Origin of the sequence: Haladaptatus sp. ZSTT2, assembly GCF_037081775.1 — an archaeon.
GTDB lineage: Archaea > Halobacteriota > Halobacteria > Halobacteriales > Halococcaceae > QDMS2.
In genome coordinates, this window is sequence record NZ_JBAMHQ010000001.1 from 175,327 (window position 1) to 191,398 (window position 16,072).

The window sequence follows — 16,072 nt, forward strand, 5'->3', positions numbered from 1 at the left end:
TCGGCAGGGTCAGGGTGCGGGGCGAAATCGCCGAACGCCGTCCGTCATTGTTGACGTGGCAACGCCCTGCTGTTCCAGCCACAGCAACATCCCATAGGACTCGGGCAGGAACGAATCGTTCTCGCGGTCTGTTCTCGCTCGCTCGGCGGCAACTGCGGCTCCAGTCTCGATGCCAGAATCGAGCATCTCGGTGACCCACTCACCGAGATTGTCCAGACTTCGACGTGACTGGACTATCGAGGCGTCAAATTCGTCGTGAACCGGCCCATGGCCCGGATACACGCGGTCTATGTCGAGTGTTGAAAGGCGGTCAAGCCCCTCGTAGAACGCCGGAATCGTCTCCGCAACGCCGTTGTCAAGGCCGACGTGGAGGCCGACCGAGCGGAACGGTTCGATGGCCATGTCACCGGAGAAGAGAACGCGCGTCTCGTCAAAAGCGGTCGCATAGCACAGATGGTCTGCCTGATGGCCGCCTGCGTGGACGGCGGTGTAGTCAAAGCCGCCAATCGAAACCGTCTCACTCGGCTCAATCCAGTGAGAGACGGCATCAGGTGGGAGGAGGCGACGATTTCGCGTGAGCGAGCGAACCGACATCTCGACGGCGGATTCTTCGTCGTCTACGCCAGCCGCCCGTGCGTTCGTTTCGACGACGGCCGCGAGGTCGGCTTCGTCGCGGGCGAATCGCTGTTCGACGCTCGCAGGGACATAGAGGCGCGGCGACCCGGCATCGAGGAGCGTCTGCACCTGCCCGATGTGATCTACGTGCGGGTGGGTGATGACGAGGTGGTCGATGTCCGCGGGGGTGAAGCCAACCGCGCTGAGGCCAGCGCGCAGCTTCTCACGGGCGTCTTCGCCGGGCGTTCCAGCGTCGAACAGTACCGTTTCTGGGCCATCGACGAGATAGGCTGCAACGTGGCCCGGCTCCCAATCGACGGGAAATTCGATACGGTGGACGGCGGGGGCAGTCATTGTCCGAAGGCTTGCTCGTCGCGCCGAAAAGGGTTCGGCTTTCGGTGGCTTCTGCCGAACCCAAGTTTATTGCACCAGAACTGCAACCAGTAAACTGGTTTACTATGGTACGCGACCACACAACGAGGCAAGCTCGATGACGAGCCAGTTCAGCGTTTCCGGCCAAACAGCGCTCATCACGGGCGCTTCGAGCGGTATCGGGAAGGTAATCGCAGAGCAGTTCGCCGCAGACGGGGCGAACGTCGTCATCTGCTCGCGCGAACGCGACAACGTCCAGCCCGTCGCAGACGGCATCACCGACGCGGGCGGCGAGGCGCTCGCCGTCGAATGCGACGTGACCGACCGCGAGGCGGTAAACGCCGTCGTCGCGGCGACAGTCGAGACGTTCGGCGGCGTGAACACGCTCGTGAACAATGCCGGAGCCTCGTTCATGGCCGACTTCGAGGATATCTCCGAAAACGGCTGGAAGACGATTGTGGACATCAATCTTCATGGAACCTACCACTGCTCGCAGGCCGCAGGTGCGGTCATGCGCGAGCGCGGCGGCGGGTCGATTGTCAACATCGCAAGCGTCGCTGGCCAGCAAGGATCGCCCTACATGAGCCACTACGGCGCATCGAAAGCGGCCGTTATCAACCTCACCAAGTCGCTCTCGTTCGAGTGGGCCGACGACGACGTACGCGTGAACGGCATCGCTCCCGGCTTCGTCGCCACCCCTGGCGTCGAAAGCCAGATGGGCGTCACCGGCGAGAACATCGACCGAACCGAGGTCAAACGCCGGATTGGCGTGAGCGAAGAAATCGCGGATATCGCCCAGTTCCTCGCAAGTCCCGCCTCGTCGTACATCGTCGGCGAAACGATTACCGCACAGGGCGTCCCACGGATTCTAGAGAGTCCCGAGTTATGAATGACGTTGCCTACGACGTGTTCCTCCCGGTTGCCGCACAGCCAAGCGTGAAGTCGCTCGTCGCCCAGACACAGCGCGCAGAAGACCTCGGCTACGAGATGGCGTGGCTCCCCGAGACGTGGGGCAGAGACGCCGTCACGACGCTCGCCACGATTGCCCACGAGACGGTCGAGATTGGCATCGGGACGAGCATCATGCCCGTCTACTCACGCTCGCCCGCCTTGATTGGCCAGACCGCAGCCACTCTCCAAGAGGTCTCAGACGGCCGCTTCCGTCTCGGCCTCGGCCCGAGTGGTCCAATCGTCATCGAAGGCTGGCACGGCCAGTCGTTCGACCGGCCACTTCGCCACACACGCGAGACCATCGACATCGTCAAACTCGTTCTTTCGGGGGAGACAGTGGACTACGACGGCGATATCTTCAACCTCGGCGGGTTCAGACTGCGCTGTGACCCACCCGAAGTGCCACCGGGCATCGACGCCGCGGGCATGGGGCCGAAATCCGTTGAACTCGCCGGTCGCTTCGCAGACGGCTGGCACGCCCTGATGCTGACCGAACAGGGCCTCAAAGACCGCCTCGAAGACCTCAGACGCGGCGCGGAACTCGCGGGTAGAGACCCAGACGACCTCCGCGTCAATGTCGGTCTCGGCTGCTGTGTTCTCGACGACGCAGAACACGCCCGCGACCTTGCCCGCCAGCACCTCGCGTTCTACATCGGCGGCATGGGCACGTTCTACCGCGACTCACTCGCCCGACAGGGCTGGGAAGACGTGGCCATGACCGTCTCTGAAGAGTGGTCGAACCGCAACCGTGAGGCCGCACTTGACGCGATTCCGGACGAGTTGCTCGACCAGATGTCTGCTGCGGGCACCAAAGAACAGGCAAAGGAGAGCATCGAGCGCTTCGCCAATATCGACGGCGTGGATGCGATTAGTGTCTCGTTCCCACGCGGGGCAGAGCAAGAAGAAATCAACGCGACACTCGACGCGCTTGCGCCGGATTCTACTGCGTAACGAGTTCGCCGAACTGCTTTCGCACCTTGTCGAGTTTCGGCGGAATCGTCACCGCACAGTAGCCCTGATTCGGGTTTTTCTCGTAGAAGTCCTGGTGGTACTCCTCTGCGTCGTAGAACGTCCCGAGCGCCGAGAGTTCGGTGACGATTGGGTCGTCGTAGGTTCCTGACGCTTCGAGTTCGTCGATGACGGCTTGGGCGCGCTCGTGTTGCTCCTCGTCGTGGTAGAAGATGGCCGAGCGATACTGCGTGCCAACGTCGTTGCCCTGTCGGTTGAGCGTCGTCGGGTCGTGGACGGTGAAGAACACGCGAAGGAGGTCGATGTAGGTGAGTTCGTCGGTGTCGTAGGTGACCTGAATCGCCTCTGCGTGGCCAGTGTTGCCAGAGCAAATCTGCTCGTAGGTCGGATTTTCCGTCTCGCCGCCGGTGTACCCGGAGGTCACGTCGGTCACGCCGCGCAGTTCTTTGAACGCCGCTTCAACACACCAGAAACAGCCACCAGCGAACGTCGCTGTGGCCAGTGAGTCGGACATGGGGGTAGGTAAGTGCTCCTGACGTAAGAACGCAAGGCCTCGGTGAGAGCGCTTAAGGTCGCGCCGTCGGAACCTGCGTGCAAATGAGTGACACAACTACGGGAGCCGACCTCTTCGTCGAAGCGCTCTCCCAATACGGCGTCACGCACCTGTTTGGCAACCCCGGCACCACCGAACTCCCCATCATGGACGCGCTCGCGGGCGGTGACCTTGAGTACGTCCTCGGCATCCACGAAGACGTGGCGGTCGGAATGGCCGCAGGCTACGCGAGCACGCGACGGTATCATTCTCACCACGACGACTCAGTCAACCCGCTCGGCGTCGTAAACCTCCACGTCACGCCCGGCCTCGCCCACGGCCTCGGGAACCTCTACGACGCCAAAATGACCGGCGCTCCCCTCCTCGTCACCGCGGGCAATCACGAACGCGACTTCCGCCACGAGGAGCCGATTCTGACCGGCGACCTCACCACGCTCGCAGACCAGTTCTGTAAGTGGTCTGCGGAAGTCCTGTCAGTGGACGCCCTGCCGACGATGCTCCGGCGCGCGGTTCGTGTCGCACTCACGCCGCCGACCGGCCCCGTCTTCCTCGCGCTTCCGGCCGACGTGATGATGGCAGAAACCGACAAGGAGCCGGAGCGACTCGGCCCGATTCCGAACGCGGGCGGCGGCGACCCGGCGCAGGTCGAGCGCGCCGCAGACCTGCTCGTCGAGGCCGACAGCCCGGTGCTCGTCCTTGGCGACCACGTCGCGCGAGCGGGCGAGCAGGCCGTCGACGCGGCCGTCAAGCTTGCCGAAGCGTCCGGCGCGCGCGTCCACGGCGAGATGCTCGGCTGTGAGGTGAACTACCCCACCGACCACGACCAGTGGGTGTCGTTCCTCCCGCCGCGCGAAGACCTCGGGAAGATGCTCATGCAAACCGACACACTCGTCTTCGTGGGCTGTTCGACCAACACGACGCTCATGCACCACGACACGCCGCTCGTGGACGCAGAGACGACGTGCATACACATCAGCCAAGACGCCTGGCAGGTCGGGAAAAATCAGACGGCGGATGCAGCCGTCGTCGGCGACCCCGGCCTCGTGATGGACGCCATCGCAGACCACCTCAGTGAAAGCCTCGATGCGGACGTTCGAGACGCTCGCAGAGAGCAAGTCTCGACGCTCAAGCAGTCGCTCGCAAGCACCATGGAGCAGATGGGCAATGACCCGAAGGCAGAGGGCGAAACCCGCTCTTCGAAAGCAGAACTCGTCGATACCATCCACGCGGTCGCTCCGGACGCCTACTTCGTAGACGAGGGGGTCACCTCAAAGTACGCCTTCCTCACGCGCGTCCCGCTCGAAGCAGAACAGTTCATCTCGAACAAAGGTGGCGGCCTTGGCTACGGCCTGCCCGCGTCCGTCGGCGCGGCGATGGCAGAGTCGATGCAGGAGAATCCGCGACAGGTCATCGGCTTCGTCGGTGACGGGTCGTATCTCTACTACCCGCACTCGATTTACTCGGCGGCGCGCTACGACGTAGACCTGACCGTCGTCGTCTCAGACAACCGCAACTACCGCATCCTCAAAGACAACACCGTCAGAATGCTCGGTGGCGACTACGCCGACCACGCGTTCATCGGGATGGATTTCGAACCCGCGGTGGATATTCCGAAAAACGCAGAGAGCCACGGCGCGCGCGGCCATCTCGTCTCGACGCCCGACGAAATCGAGGAAGTGCTCTCAAAAGCCCTCGACACTGCAGGCACGGACGTCATCGACGTGCTCGTCCACGATTAGTGGCGCTTAGTTCCGTTCGAGGCGAACGCGCTTTCCCTCTGCGGTTTCGGGGAATATCTTTCCCGGATTCAGCGTGTCGGTCGGGTCGAGCGCCCGTTTCACCGCGCGCATCGCTTCGACGGTTCCTGCGCCGTGTTCAAATTCAAGGTACTCGCGTTTCCCCCAGCCGATGCCGTGTTCGCCCGTCGCGGTGCCACCCATCTCGATGGCTCGTTTGACGACGTCCGAATAGATTCGGTCCCCGAGTTCGACTTCTTGGTCGTCCGATACATCGACCATGACTGAGTAGTGGACGTTGCCGTCGCCCGCGTGGCCAAAGCACGGGACGAGCAGGTCGTGTTCGGCCGCGAGCCCTTTTGCGAAGGCGATGATTTCGGGGTACTTGCTGATGGGAACCGTGATGTCACCCGATTTGTTCGGCGTCAGATTCTCGTCCCACGATTGGAGCGCGAAGGCCATGTCCTTGCGCGCTTCCCATAGCTTCGCCATCTCAGCCTCGTCTGCGGCCATCTCGAAGCGCGTGACGTCGTGGGATTCAAAGATGGATTTACAGAAGTTGATTTCTCTCTCGATGCCGTGGTTCGCGTGGAATTCGAGAAACACCATCGGCGCATCGGGGAGGGAAGAGCCGGTGTAGGCGTTCGCAATCATCGCGCTCTCTGCGTCCATGAGTTCGATGGTCGCTACGTCCACGCCCGAGCGGATGGTGTCCGCGATGGCCGAAGTTGCGTCTTCCAGATTCTCGAAAATCGCCCGCCCGCCGCGAATCTGCTCGGGGATTCCCGCGAGTCTAAGCGTCGCACGGGTCACGACGGCGAGCGTACCCTCGCTCCCGATGATGAGGTCTTTCAGGTTGTACCCGCTCGACGTTTTAACCGCCTTGCTCCCGGCGGTGATGACCGTGCCGTCTGCGAGGACGGCTTCGAGTTCGAGCACCCAGTCTGCAACTTCGCCGTATTTGACCGTCTTCATCCCGCTTGCATCGTTCGCAATCATCCCACCGATGGTCGAAATCTCCCCCGAGGAGGGGAGCGGCGGGAAAAACAGCCCGTGTTTCGCGGCGGACTCGTCTACTTTCCCACCGAACACGCCGGGTTCGACATCGATTTGGAAGTCGTCGGGGCGCACGTCGAGCACCGCGTTCATCCGCGTCATGTCCATGCTGATGCCTGCGAATGCGGGCGTCGCGTTCCCCTCAAGGCTCGTCCCGGCAGCGTAGGGCGTCACCGGCACGTCGTGGGCGGTCGCGGCTTCGAGCACCGCAGACACGTCCTCGGTCGATTCGGGGAACACTACGGCGTCTGGGGTTACCTTCTGGTCGTCGCGCGTCCCCCAGTCGCCTGCGTGACTTGCCCGCACCGAATCGCCAACGGAGACTTGTGAATCCGGGAGCACAGCGGAGAGAAATGAACAATCGTGTGGCATAGGGGAACATACCACGGTGCGCCACCTTAAGCGTTACAGGGGAAGCGCGCTCGTGTCGATAGCATCGCGCCGTCCGTCGAGGATGGAAAATCGCTCGCTACGGCGCCGTTCGAGCCAGTAAAGCAGTCGTTCTGCCCACGCGAGTTTTTTTGCTTTCATCGACCCGACGCTCGGGTCGTCGAAATCCCAGCCGAGAAAGGTCAACTCGCGTGCGCCGAAGTGGTCTGCGAGGAACGCCGCACGGTCGCCGTCGGTGAACCCTCCAAAGTTCTCGACGGGTGGCGTTGGCTCTGCCTGCGTGGTCGGGAGGACGTTTTCTCTCATGAAGGTGGGCACTTCACGGCGAATTGCGGGGATGTTGTCGCCGTGTGCGTGCACCGCGACAGGGGTGCCCTCGCGGGTGAGGGTGCGAATCGTCTCGGGATTTTTGTCGATGTCCGTAACCATCAGGGCAACGTCGATGCCAGCCTCACGGAGCGTGTCCGTGGCCGTCGAGGCGGCGAGGACGGCGTCTGCGTCGCCTGCGACGTCGAATTCGGCTTCGAGCGACGGGCCAGCCCCGGCGATGGCGACGCGCGCACCGGAGAGAAACGAAAGCCTCGTGTGGTCGAACGGCACAGTGCGCGCTGCGAGCTCGTCGCGCGCGGTCTCATCTGCTCCTCGCGGGAAGCCAAAGTCTCTGAGGATGGCTGCATAAACGGGAGACCAGGAGCTATAGTCCATTGTGTCTCCACTCGATAAATCGTATTGAGCCGGAATGGCGCATACGTGTACCCCTACCCGTAGGGCCCTTCCGGCTACCAATCTCTAGTTCTAAATCCTTCGGCATAAGTTTTCTCTTACCCTTATAATTCAGATAATTCAACGAATACGGCGGTGAGCCGGTCAAATTCGGGCGGAATGGCCTGTGCTATCTGCTCGAATGCCCCGTGTGTCCCAATCACCAGCGTCGCCCCCATTTCACCCGTTACGATCGCCCCGGCATTCCCCGCTGCGGTGGTCAATTCTGTGTATTCGATTTCTGACAAATTCCTGAGTTCGACCACTCTCTTGACCGCTTCGTCGGCGTGGTCGGTATCGCCACCGACGCGCTCTAAGTGGCGTTTCGCGTCCCCTCGTGTGGTCACGTCGAGTTCGCTGACGCCGAGTTTGTCGTCGCGCACGCGCCGCCGGGAGAACGCTTTGCCAATCAGGGCGGCATCCCGCGTTTCTGCCACGTCGTGGGTGCGGATGACGTGTGCGCCGCGTTCGACAGCCATCGAGGTGGCGGCGAGACTCACGGGTAGGGCGGCGTCTGTCGAGCGCCCGGCCACGTCGCGCAAGAAGTTTTTCCGGTTGATAGAGACCAGAATCGGTTGGCCAAGTCCCCGAAACTCGCGCAGCCGGTGGAAGGTTTCGCGGTCGTCTTCGAGCGTCTTTTCTGCAGACCACCCGCCAAAGGCCGGGTCGACGATGGTCTTGTCCGTGAGCCCGTTCATCTTCAGGGCTTCGTAGATGTCGTCTACGTCCTCAACTGCACCCGGTCGCGTCAGATCTGGTGGACTTGCCATCTTCGCCACGGCCACGTCGTACTCCTCGCAAACCTCGGGCATCTGTGGGTCGGCGAAGCCACAGATGTCGTTGACCATGTCGAAACCGTTCTGGAGGGCTTTTTCCGCGACTTCGTGATAGCGCGTCTCGATGGAGAACACCGCATCGCCCGAAACGGAGGCGATGGATTCGATAGCGGTGTCGAGGCGGTCGAGTTCCTGCTCCGCAGAGAGCACGTCAAAGCGTTTGTTCGCGGATTCGAGGCCGACATCCACGATGTCTGCGCCTTGGTCAATGAGTTCTCGGTCTACGTAGGCGGCGGCGTCCGCCGGGTCGTCGAACACGCTTGGCTTGTACGGCGACTCTTCGCTCACGTTCAGGACGCCCATGATTCGCGGCGGGTGGTCGTCTCCGATTCCAAGGCCGGCGGCGTAGACCGTTCGCATGCCCGGAAAAATGGCTGCCGTGGCTAAAAGCACCGCGCCATCGCCGCCAGACACGCTCTTTTTATTCACCTATCTGCTACCCCCGCGTATGGCTAAGGTCAGCATCGGCGTCCGCGGGTGGCGCTTCGATGAAGACGAAGTGTTCGACGACGAGGGGAACCTCAAACCACTGGTAGAGATGCCAGAAGATACGCGCAGACAGGTGCTCAGACTCACCGAGATCGTTGGGACGCCGTGCGATGCGTGCTGGTTAACCCACGGCGACGAAAACATCCAACGCTGCCGGGTCACGCAGGTCGTCTACGGCGAGCCGCTCGGTGAGGTGCTCCTTTGCAACCAACACGAAGCTGACTTCCTCTACTGGTGGCGCGAAGACGGCGGTGAGGAACATGCGGGGGCACTCGACATGGACGACCACTTCCACGAATGGTTCTTAGACGGCGGGCGCGCACCGGAGGGCTACGGCCCGGACGAACACGTCGATACCGACCCCGAAAGCCTCCCGGAAACGCCGTCGAACGACCAGAAACTCCCGTCACTCGAAGAGGAACTCGGCGTCGAGAGCATCGACGAACTCGACATGGACGACCTCGACCTCGGCGCGGACTACCCACAAAAATGAGCGACATCGTCGTCGCCGTCGTGGACGCGAAAACCCCGGGGAATGTCGGTACCATCGCTCGCGGGATGAAAAATTTCGGGCTTTCAGACCTCTATCTCGTCAATCCACCGTATCTCGGCCGTGACAGCGAGGCCTACGGCTTCGCCGGCCACGCCCGCGACGACGTGCTCCCGAACGCGACGGAAGTCTCCTTTGACTACCTCATCGAGAACTACCACACCGTCGGGACGACGGCCGTCACGAACGAAGACGAGACCAAACACATGCGCTGGCCGTTCAAAACGCCGGTCGAACTCAAAGAAAGTCTCGCGAAAGTCGAGACCGACACCGCGCTCCTCTTCGGCCGCGAAGGCGTCGGCCTCACCAACGAGGAACTCTCGCGCGTGGACGAAATTTGCTCGATTCCCGCGAGTTCCGAGTACCCCGTCCTCAACCTCGGACAGGCTGCGACCATCGTTCTCTACGAACTGCGCAACCTCTCGGTCGAACGCTCTCAACTGCCAACGGCCGTCCACGAACGCGCTTGCGAAGACGAAATCGAGGGCTTTTACGGTCACTTCGACTCGTTTCTCGACTTCATCAACTACCCCGCAGAGAAACGAAAGAAGACCCAGCGCATGATGCGGCGTATCCTCGGCCGTGCCCACCCGACCGGCCGCGAAATCTCGACGCTACACGGCATCCTCCGCCACGCAGAACAGCGCGCAGAGCATCCAGAGCGCGCAGACGACTGACCGCGTGCGAGCAGTTATCCTGATAGACCACTAAAATTTTGTATGGCGTCTTCGCCAGCACAGTCAGCGAGCCACGAACTGAACCAAGACCACGCACTCTTCGTTGGCCTCGCCGTCGGCATCGGTGTGCTCTCGCTTTTTCTCCTCGTGGGTGTGTTGTTCGCAGCGTGGAGTCTCACTGACGCACTCAGCCACGCATCGCTCAGTACCGTTGGGTTCCTCTTCATTGGTGGTGCATTCATCGTTGCTGTGTTCGCCGTTCCCGTTACCGCATATTTGGGGTGGAAACTCGTCGTTCCCGCCGTGTTGTTCGCAATCGTCGCCATCTTTTGGGGTGCGCTCGCACTCTCTGTTCCCGTCATCAACGCCTCAACCGTGACGGGAATGGTTGCGTTCGCCCTGTTATACAGCCCAGTGTATCTGATTCTCTACGCCCTCGGTGGTGGACTTGAACACTACGTCCACACGCGAAGTGCCTGAGTCTATTCGCGGCAGGGTTCGGCCGATACCCAAGCCAACAATCCTTTTGACGTTCGCAACCGAGTGAGTGCAAGCGATGGCCACACGTCAGCGACCACCACGGACGGACGAGAGGGCGGACTGATGGACGCGCCAGCGGCGCAACTCAAGCGCGCAGACGCGGAGTTACAGGACATTGACGAGCGCATCGCAGCGATTGGGAGAGACAATCTCAATGACGTAGCCGACGCCTACACGGAGTTCTCGTCGGTGCTCGACCGCTACGAAGACCGGGCGACCGACCGCGACGACTTACAAGGCTACATCGAGTTCCGCGAGCAGATGGCGGAGGTGCTCAGCTCCGTTTCTGAGGACCTGCCACACTACGACGCCTTCACCGCCGCGGACGACGAACTCACGACCAGCGTCACGTCGGTGCTCAAACACGCGAACTTCGACCGAGCGCGCTCGCAGCTCGAACCAGCACGAGAATACGCGGAGCTTCGCAGCCGCGAACAGGACGTACGAGACACGTACCGCACCGCGCGAAACGAACTCCAGAAACAACAGCGAACACTCGAAACCCAACTCGACGACCTTGAGCGTATCAAACGGCTGGGCGAGGCGGATTTAGACGCGCCCGTCTCGCTCTTGCGTGAGCCAATCGAGGCGTACAACGACGCGGTGGCCGAGGCATTCACCTCGTTTAAACAAACTGCCTCTGCGCGCGCCGTCCTCCAGTTGGTGGCCGAAACGACGGCGTACCCGTTGGTCGAGTACCGGCCGCCGCCGGAGAACTTACACGACTACGTCCACGAATCGGCAGTTGGCGAGGAGTCGCTGAATCGCTTGCTCGACCTCGCGGGCTACTCTCCGTCGAAACTCGACCACTACGTCGATACTCCACAAGCGTTTCGCTCGAACGTTGCGACGAATCAGTCGTATCTCCGCAGCCTTTCTGCAACCCCACTCCAAGTGTCGTGGCCGCCGGTCTCTGCGGACGCACTCGGCTGGCACATGCGCGAACGAATCGCTGTCGTCGGTCGGTTTGCGTCAGACGAGGTGGTGGCACGCGCCCGCGCCGTTCGTGACCTCGGCCACCGCGACGATTACGAGCAGTTGCGCACGAGCGCGTCGGCACGCGAAGAATTGTCTGCGGAAGAACGCACTCGACTGCAGGACGGCGCTGTCGAACGCGACTGCAAGGAACATCGTGCGTCGCTCGACGCCCTCCGCGAAACGCTCGCAGCGTACCCGCCGCTTGGTCGCAGATAGTTGGCAGCCAACACACTCTGTAGTCCCAACGCGTCAAACCCCAACCAGTCAACAAACTCACACTATTGGGGTGGCTGTGGGAAATCACGGAAGAAATCGGGTTAAGCGCCGTGATTTCCCCACAATTTCCCACAATCACTCTGTGTGGTGGCACTTCGCACGACGGCCGAAGCGCACTTCTATATGAACGGCTATCTGTCAACGAAGACAGTGTCAGCGCAATCTCACGGGCCTCTCAAATCGGTGTGGTTGGGCCACGACCGACGGTTGGAGACGAACTAGAATGGTTGGATTAACTGGCGTACTTGGAACCGGCTCGCTCTCGGACGAGATGCGAGCGACGGCTACGTGGCGCGCAGAAGAGGTGACGTTCGCCGCGTCGGCTCCGCGTTTCGACCTCGCCTTCTCTGTCCACGAACTGCTCGCGGGCGACCAGCCGGTCGCGTGTGGCGACGAGCGCCGCCTGTGGCTCTGGGGCGACGTGTACGGCCGTGGTGGCTTGGGCGACTACACGCCGCGAGAAGACGACGTCGACGCCCCGACGTACGTTGCGTCGCTGCTTGACGCACACGGCGAGTCGATTCTCTCCGAGTTGAACGGCGAGTTCCTCATCGTCATCCACGACGAGCGCACAGACGAACTCAAACTCATCACCGACCGGTTTGCGACGCGGACGCTCCATTATACACGCCCCACGGACGACTCACTCATCTTCTCGTCGTGTATCCAAGGGCTTGCGGCCGCCCCCGAGTTCGAACCGGAGTTCGACCTTCCGCACCTGTACGAGTACCTCGAACTGCGCCGAGTGTTCGGTGTCGAAACCGCGCTCACAGGCGTTTCTGAACTCCAGCCGGGTGCGGTGACGACCATCGACCTCACCGACCTCTCACTTTCGGTCGAGTCGTACTGGCGGCCACACTACGACCCGGTCGACAAGCCATTTTCGTACTTCGTCGATACCCTTGCAGACACCCTCGAAGACCTCTTTGCCGAGTGGACGCGCGACGACTGCACCTACGGCACCTTCCTCAGCGGCGGTGGCGATTCGCGCCTGATTCAAGCGACGCTCAACCAGCCCGCAGTGAGCTTTCACAACGCCGGGTGGATGAGCCGGGAGGCACAGGTTGCAAAGCGCGTCGCAACCACGGCAGGCGACGAGTTCCGGCTGCTCGAACGCTACGACGACCACGAGGCGCGCTCACTCGAAACCACGCCGCAGCTCTCTGATTTCAGCGGCTGGTTCGACCAAGCCTACTTCTCCGAGTTCGAAGAGCAAATCGTCAGCGAGGCTGACGTGCTCGTGACGGGCCTGTTCTCAGACCAGTTGTTCGACGGCATCGCCCTCAAAACCAAGGAGTTGAGACTCGGATCGCTTGGCACCGTCCCGCTCCCGGCCCGGGCGTCTGTTTCGACCATAGACGACTACATCGACACGAAGGTTGACGAGGCAAACGAACCGCTCCCGTATTTTACCCCAGATTACTCATTGCGCGAGGTACTTCGAGAGAACATCCACTGGGATGGAGACGACATCGTGAGCCATGGCGTACGCTATAACTCACTCACCGACCTCGCCATGTACAGCGACTACTACCCGCTCGGGGGCAGCACAGAGTCTATCTTCCCGCGGAGTCTCATGCAGATGCGGCCGTATCGCACGCCGATGCTCGACAACCGTATCTTCGACCTCCACCAGCAGATTCCAATGAAATACTGTGCCCGACGCAACGTCGTGAACGCGGCCATCGCCAAACTCAGCCCTGAGTTGGCGGCCATCCCTCACGCGCGAACGGGCGTCCCGCTCAAATACTCCTTCCCGGTCGAATACGTTGGCGGGATGGTCACGGCGTTCTACCGCAAACACATCCACGACCAGCCCACGCCCGCCTCGCACTTAGACCACAATCCGTGGCCAAATCGCCCCGAACTCCTCCGCGTGAAATCGTTCGCCCCGGACACCTTCCGCGAGAAAGAAGCCTTGCTAGCACAGTTGCCCTTCCTCGACGAGACACAGGTCGCGGCCGTCTACGACGCCCACCTGAACGGTGAGAACAACATGACGTTGCTCTACTCGTTGCTCACGCTGCTCAAAATGCCGCTCACCGAAGCCGTCGGGGACGCAGAGAACACAAATGCCCTCTCCTCGCCACCGCCGGTTGGCGGTCCTGGCTCGGCAGGTGGGATACCAGTGACGGAGGACGACGCCTCGTGAGAGCGACCGAACAGACCGAAGTGGCCACCCGCGCGTCGATGAACACTGAACTGTTTGGCGTGTTCGGCACGCAAAGCGACTTCGAGCGATTTCGCTCCGTAAAGGAGTTCGACGAAGTCGTAAGCGAGACCGAAGCGACCGTGGGCATCCGTTCACATAGCCTCGACATCCGTGGGTGCAGTTCGTCGTATTCTGACAGTGACGGGACGTGCATCATCTTTGGCGAGGCGTATCCCGCAGGCGAGAGTTCACCGAACACCGCCCACTGGCTCTTAGACCAGTTTTCGACGGCGGGCATGGACGCCCTTTCGCAACTGAACGGCTCGTATCTCGCGTACATCGAGCACGCAGGTGAGTCGGTCGTCGTCACCGACCCGATTCGGTCGTGGGAGTGTTACTACGCAGACGTTGGCGGCGCGCGCGTGTTCAGTACGGACATTGCGATGTTGAAACACCTCGTCGCAAACCCCACACCAAATCGGACGGCGGTTCTCGAATTCCTCCACCTCGGCACCGTCCTCGGCACCAAAACCCTGTTCGAGGAAATCCGGCGCGTCCCCATCGACAGCTACCTGACGGCGACGACCACCGAGTCGCTGTCACGCTTCGTGTACGACCCACAGGAGTTCGATTACGTCACCGAACTCGCAGACCGCCTCCAACGCGCCGTCCACCTCCGCTCGCACTTCCCGGGCAAGAAAGGCATCTTGCTTTCCGGCGGGAAAGACTCCCGCGTCTTCCTCTCACAGCTTCCCGACATCAGCCAAACCTACACGATTGGGCGCAACGAGTCACGAGAGGTGCGGGTGGCAAAGAAGATTGCCCACCAGTACAACGCAGAACACACGGTTCTCGAACCGAGCGACCGCTACCTCTCTACGAGCGACGAGAAACTGCGCTACTCACAAAGCATCAAAGAAGCGCTCCACATCCACCACGCCGGGTACGACGACCTCCTCGACGTGGACGTGATGTACCACGGCCTGTTGTTTGATACGCTGTTCAAAGGCTACTTCCTAGAGTGGGACGGCATGGAAGTCCTCGGCTCAAAGCTCCCTTCGACAACGCTCGTCCGCGACCCAGACCCCGTCGATTCTCTGCTCGCGACGCTTGGCTACTTCCCGACGCCGAGCGAGCACATGGCGTCGCTGGTCGAACAAGTGTTCCCGACGCTCGACCTCGACCACGTGTCACCGAGGAAGTTTTTAGAAACCCAGCTGAGCGAGGAGCTGTCACGCTGTTGGGAGCGCACCGACTCGGTGCACAACGCGATGGACTTGCTCGTCATCAGCAACCAGCCGGTGATGCCGTTTCGGACGCAGCTTGCGGACAACTACTTTGAGCCGTTCGTCGCCATCGACACGACGTTGCTCGATTGGCACCTGAAGACGCCACCGGAGTACAGAAACAGCGAGACGTTCCGCAAGGCGCTCGAACGCATCGACCCGAACATCCTCCACCACCGGCCGCCGAGCCAGCCACACGACTCGAACAAACTCAACCAACTCGAACGCTTCATTCGGCGGAAGCTCCCGTTCGTAGAAGAGTTCGAACCGGCGTGGCCAGACCGCAACCAGATTTACGCAGACTACGGCCTCGCAGAGAAGCTGTTCCCGAACCAGCCCGCGGTGCACGCCCTCCCCGTCCGCCTCCAATTACGCATCCACAACACCCACTGGTGGCTCGACCGGTAACCGTCTCGCGTGTCGCGTTCAGCCAAGGCTTAAGCGTCGTCCGACCCACCTGTCCGTATGGAAGATATTTTTGTGGCGCAACTCATGTCGACCGGCATCAAGACCGTCTCTCCGGACACGCTCGTAGAGGAGGCCGCACAGCTCATGCTGGAACACCGAATCGGGTCGGTCATCGTCACGAACGACAACAACGAACTCGCGGGCATCCTCACGACTACCGACTTCGTAAAAATCGTCGCAGAGCAGAAGCCAAAAGACCAGACGCCCGTGTCCGCCTACATGACGACGGACGTCATCACCACGACGGCCCAACGGCCCATCAGCGACGTCGCAGACGAGATGATAGAACACGGCTTCCACCACATGCCCGTCGTAGACGGCGACGACGTGTTGGGCATGATTACGACCACAGACCTCGCAAAGTACCTCTCGAACATGCGGCCACAGAGCGCGTAAGCGGTACGAAAAAACAGGTC

Annotated in this window: 15 protein-coding genes; 10 read left to right on the forward strand and 5 right to left on the reverse strand. The window is 61.4% G+C overall.

Features of this window, described 5'->3' with window-relative positions; translation table 11 throughout:
• Positions 1–9: 9 nt before the first annotated feature.
• Positions 10–969, reverse strand: coding sequence for an MBL fold metallo-hydrolase (locus tag V5N13_RS00900; RefSeq protein ID WP_336359227.1), 960 nt, complete (start codon positions 967–969; stop codon positions 10–12).
• Positions 970–1,105: 136 nt separating this feature from the next.
• Between V5N13_RS00900 and V5N13_RS00905 the strand changes: the two genes are divergently transcribed.
• The gene (locus V5N13_RS00905) at positions 1,106–1,876 is read left to right on the forward strand and encodes an SDR family NAD(P)-dependent oxidoreductase (protein WP_336359228.1); all 771 of its coding nucleotides are present in this window, start codon (positions 1,106–1,108) and stop codon (positions 1,874–1,876) included.
• Positions 1,873–2,889, forward strand: coding sequence for a TIGR04024 family LLM class F420-dependent oxidoreductase (locus V5N13_RS00910; RefSeq protein WP_336359229.1), 1,017 nt, complete (start codon positions 1,873–1,875; stop codon positions 2,887–2,889). Before V5N13_RS00905 ends, V5N13_RS00910 begins: the two co-directional genes overlap by 4 nt.
• Here the strand turns inward: V5N13_RS00910 and msrA are convergent.
• Positions 2,879–3,421 (reverse strand): peptide-methionine (S)-S-oxide reductase MsrA, encoded by a 543-nt coding sequence (gene msrA, locus V5N13_RS00915; protein ID WP_336359230.1) that lies wholly within the window; start codon positions 3,419–3,421, stop codon positions 2,879–2,881. The two genes, V5N13_RS00910 and msrA, sit on opposite strands and share 11 nt — an antisense overlap.
• Before the next feature lie 83 nt (positions 3,422–3,504).
• Between msrA and V5N13_RS00920 the strand changes: the two genes are divergently transcribed.
• Positions 3,505–5,199, forward strand: a complete 1,695-nt coding sequence (locus tag V5N13_RS00920; protein WP_336359231.1) for a thiamine pyrophosphate-binding protein — start codon at positions 3,505–3,507, stop codon at positions 5,197–5,199.
• A gap of 6 nt (positions 5,200–5,205) precedes the next feature.
• Here V5N13_RS00920 and V5N13_RS00925 read toward each other — a convergent pair whose 3' ends face one another.
• The 3 genes from V5N13_RS00925 to folP all read right to left on the reverse strand — a co-directional run bounded on the left by V5N13_RS00925 (position 5,206) and on the right by folP (position 8,600).
• Positions 5,206–6,624, reverse strand: coding sequence for an FAD-binding oxidoreductase (locus V5N13_RS00925; protein ID WP_336359232.1), 1,419 nt, complete (start codon positions 6,622–6,624; stop codon positions 5,206–5,208).
• A gap of 33 nt (positions 6,625–6,657) precedes the next feature.
• On the reverse strand, positions 6,658–7,347 hold the full coding sequence (locus V5N13_RS00930; protein ID WP_336359233.1) for a 6-hydroxymethylpterin diphosphokinase MptE-like protein: 690 nt from the start codon (positions 7,345–7,347) through the stop codon (positions 6,658–6,660).
• 122 nt (positions 7,348–7,469) lie between these two features.
• Entirely contained in the window at positions 7,470–8,600 is a 1,131-nt protein-coding gene (gene folP, locus V5N13_RS00935; protein ID WP_336359234.1) for a dihydropteroate synthase, read from the reverse strand.
• 88 nt (positions 8,601–8,688) lie between these two features.
• Here folP and V5N13_RS00940 point away from each other — a divergent pair, with 88 nt between their 5' ends.
• The 7 genes from V5N13_RS00940 (at position 8,689) to V5N13_RS00970 (ending at position 16,052) form a co-directional block, all read left to right on the forward strand.
• Positions 8,689–9,222 carry a hypothetical protein gene (locus tag V5N13_RS00940; protein WP_332898964.1) on the forward strand — a complete coding sequence of 178 codons (534 nt, stop codon included), beginning with the start codon at positions 8,689–8,691 and terminating at the stop codon, positions 9,220–9,222.
• Positions 9,219–9,956, forward strand: coding sequence for an RNA methyltransferase (locus V5N13_RS00945; protein ID WP_336359235.1), 738 nt, complete (start codon positions 9,219–9,221; stop codon positions 9,954–9,956). Before V5N13_RS00940 ends, V5N13_RS00945 begins: the two co-directional genes overlap by 4 nt.
• 42 nt (positions 9,957–9,998) lie before the next feature.
• Positions 9,999–10,436, forward strand: a complete 438-nt coding sequence (locus tag V5N13_RS00950; RefSeq protein WP_336359236.1) for a hypothetical protein — start codon at positions 9,999–10,001, stop codon at positions 10,434–10,436.
• Between the two features lie 123 nt (positions 10,437–10,559).
• Positions 10,560–11,690, forward strand: coding sequence for a DUF7118 family protein (locus V5N13_RS00955; RefSeq protein ID WP_336359237.1), 1,131 nt, complete (start codon positions 10,560–10,562; stop codon positions 11,688–11,690).
• 283 nt (positions 11,691–11,973) lie between these two features.
• Positions 11,974–13,902 (forward strand): asparagine synthase-related protein, encoded by a 1,929-nt coding sequence (locus V5N13_RS00960; RefSeq protein WP_336359238.1) that lies wholly within the window; start codon positions 11,974–11,976, stop codon positions 13,900–13,902.
• Entirely contained in the window at positions 13,899–15,596 is a 1,698-nt protein-coding gene (locus tag V5N13_RS00965; RefSeq protein WP_336359239.1) for an asparagine synthase-related protein, read from the forward strand. Before V5N13_RS00960 ends, V5N13_RS00965 begins: the two co-directional genes overlap by 4 nt.
• A gap of 57 nt (positions 15,597–15,653) precedes the next feature.
• On the forward strand, positions 15,654–16,052 hold the full coding sequence (locus V5N13_RS00970; RefSeq protein ID WP_332898970.1) for a CBS domain-containing protein: 399 nt from the start codon (positions 15,654–15,656) through the stop codon (positions 16,050–16,052).
• Positions 16,053–16,072: the final 20 nt, after the last annotated feature.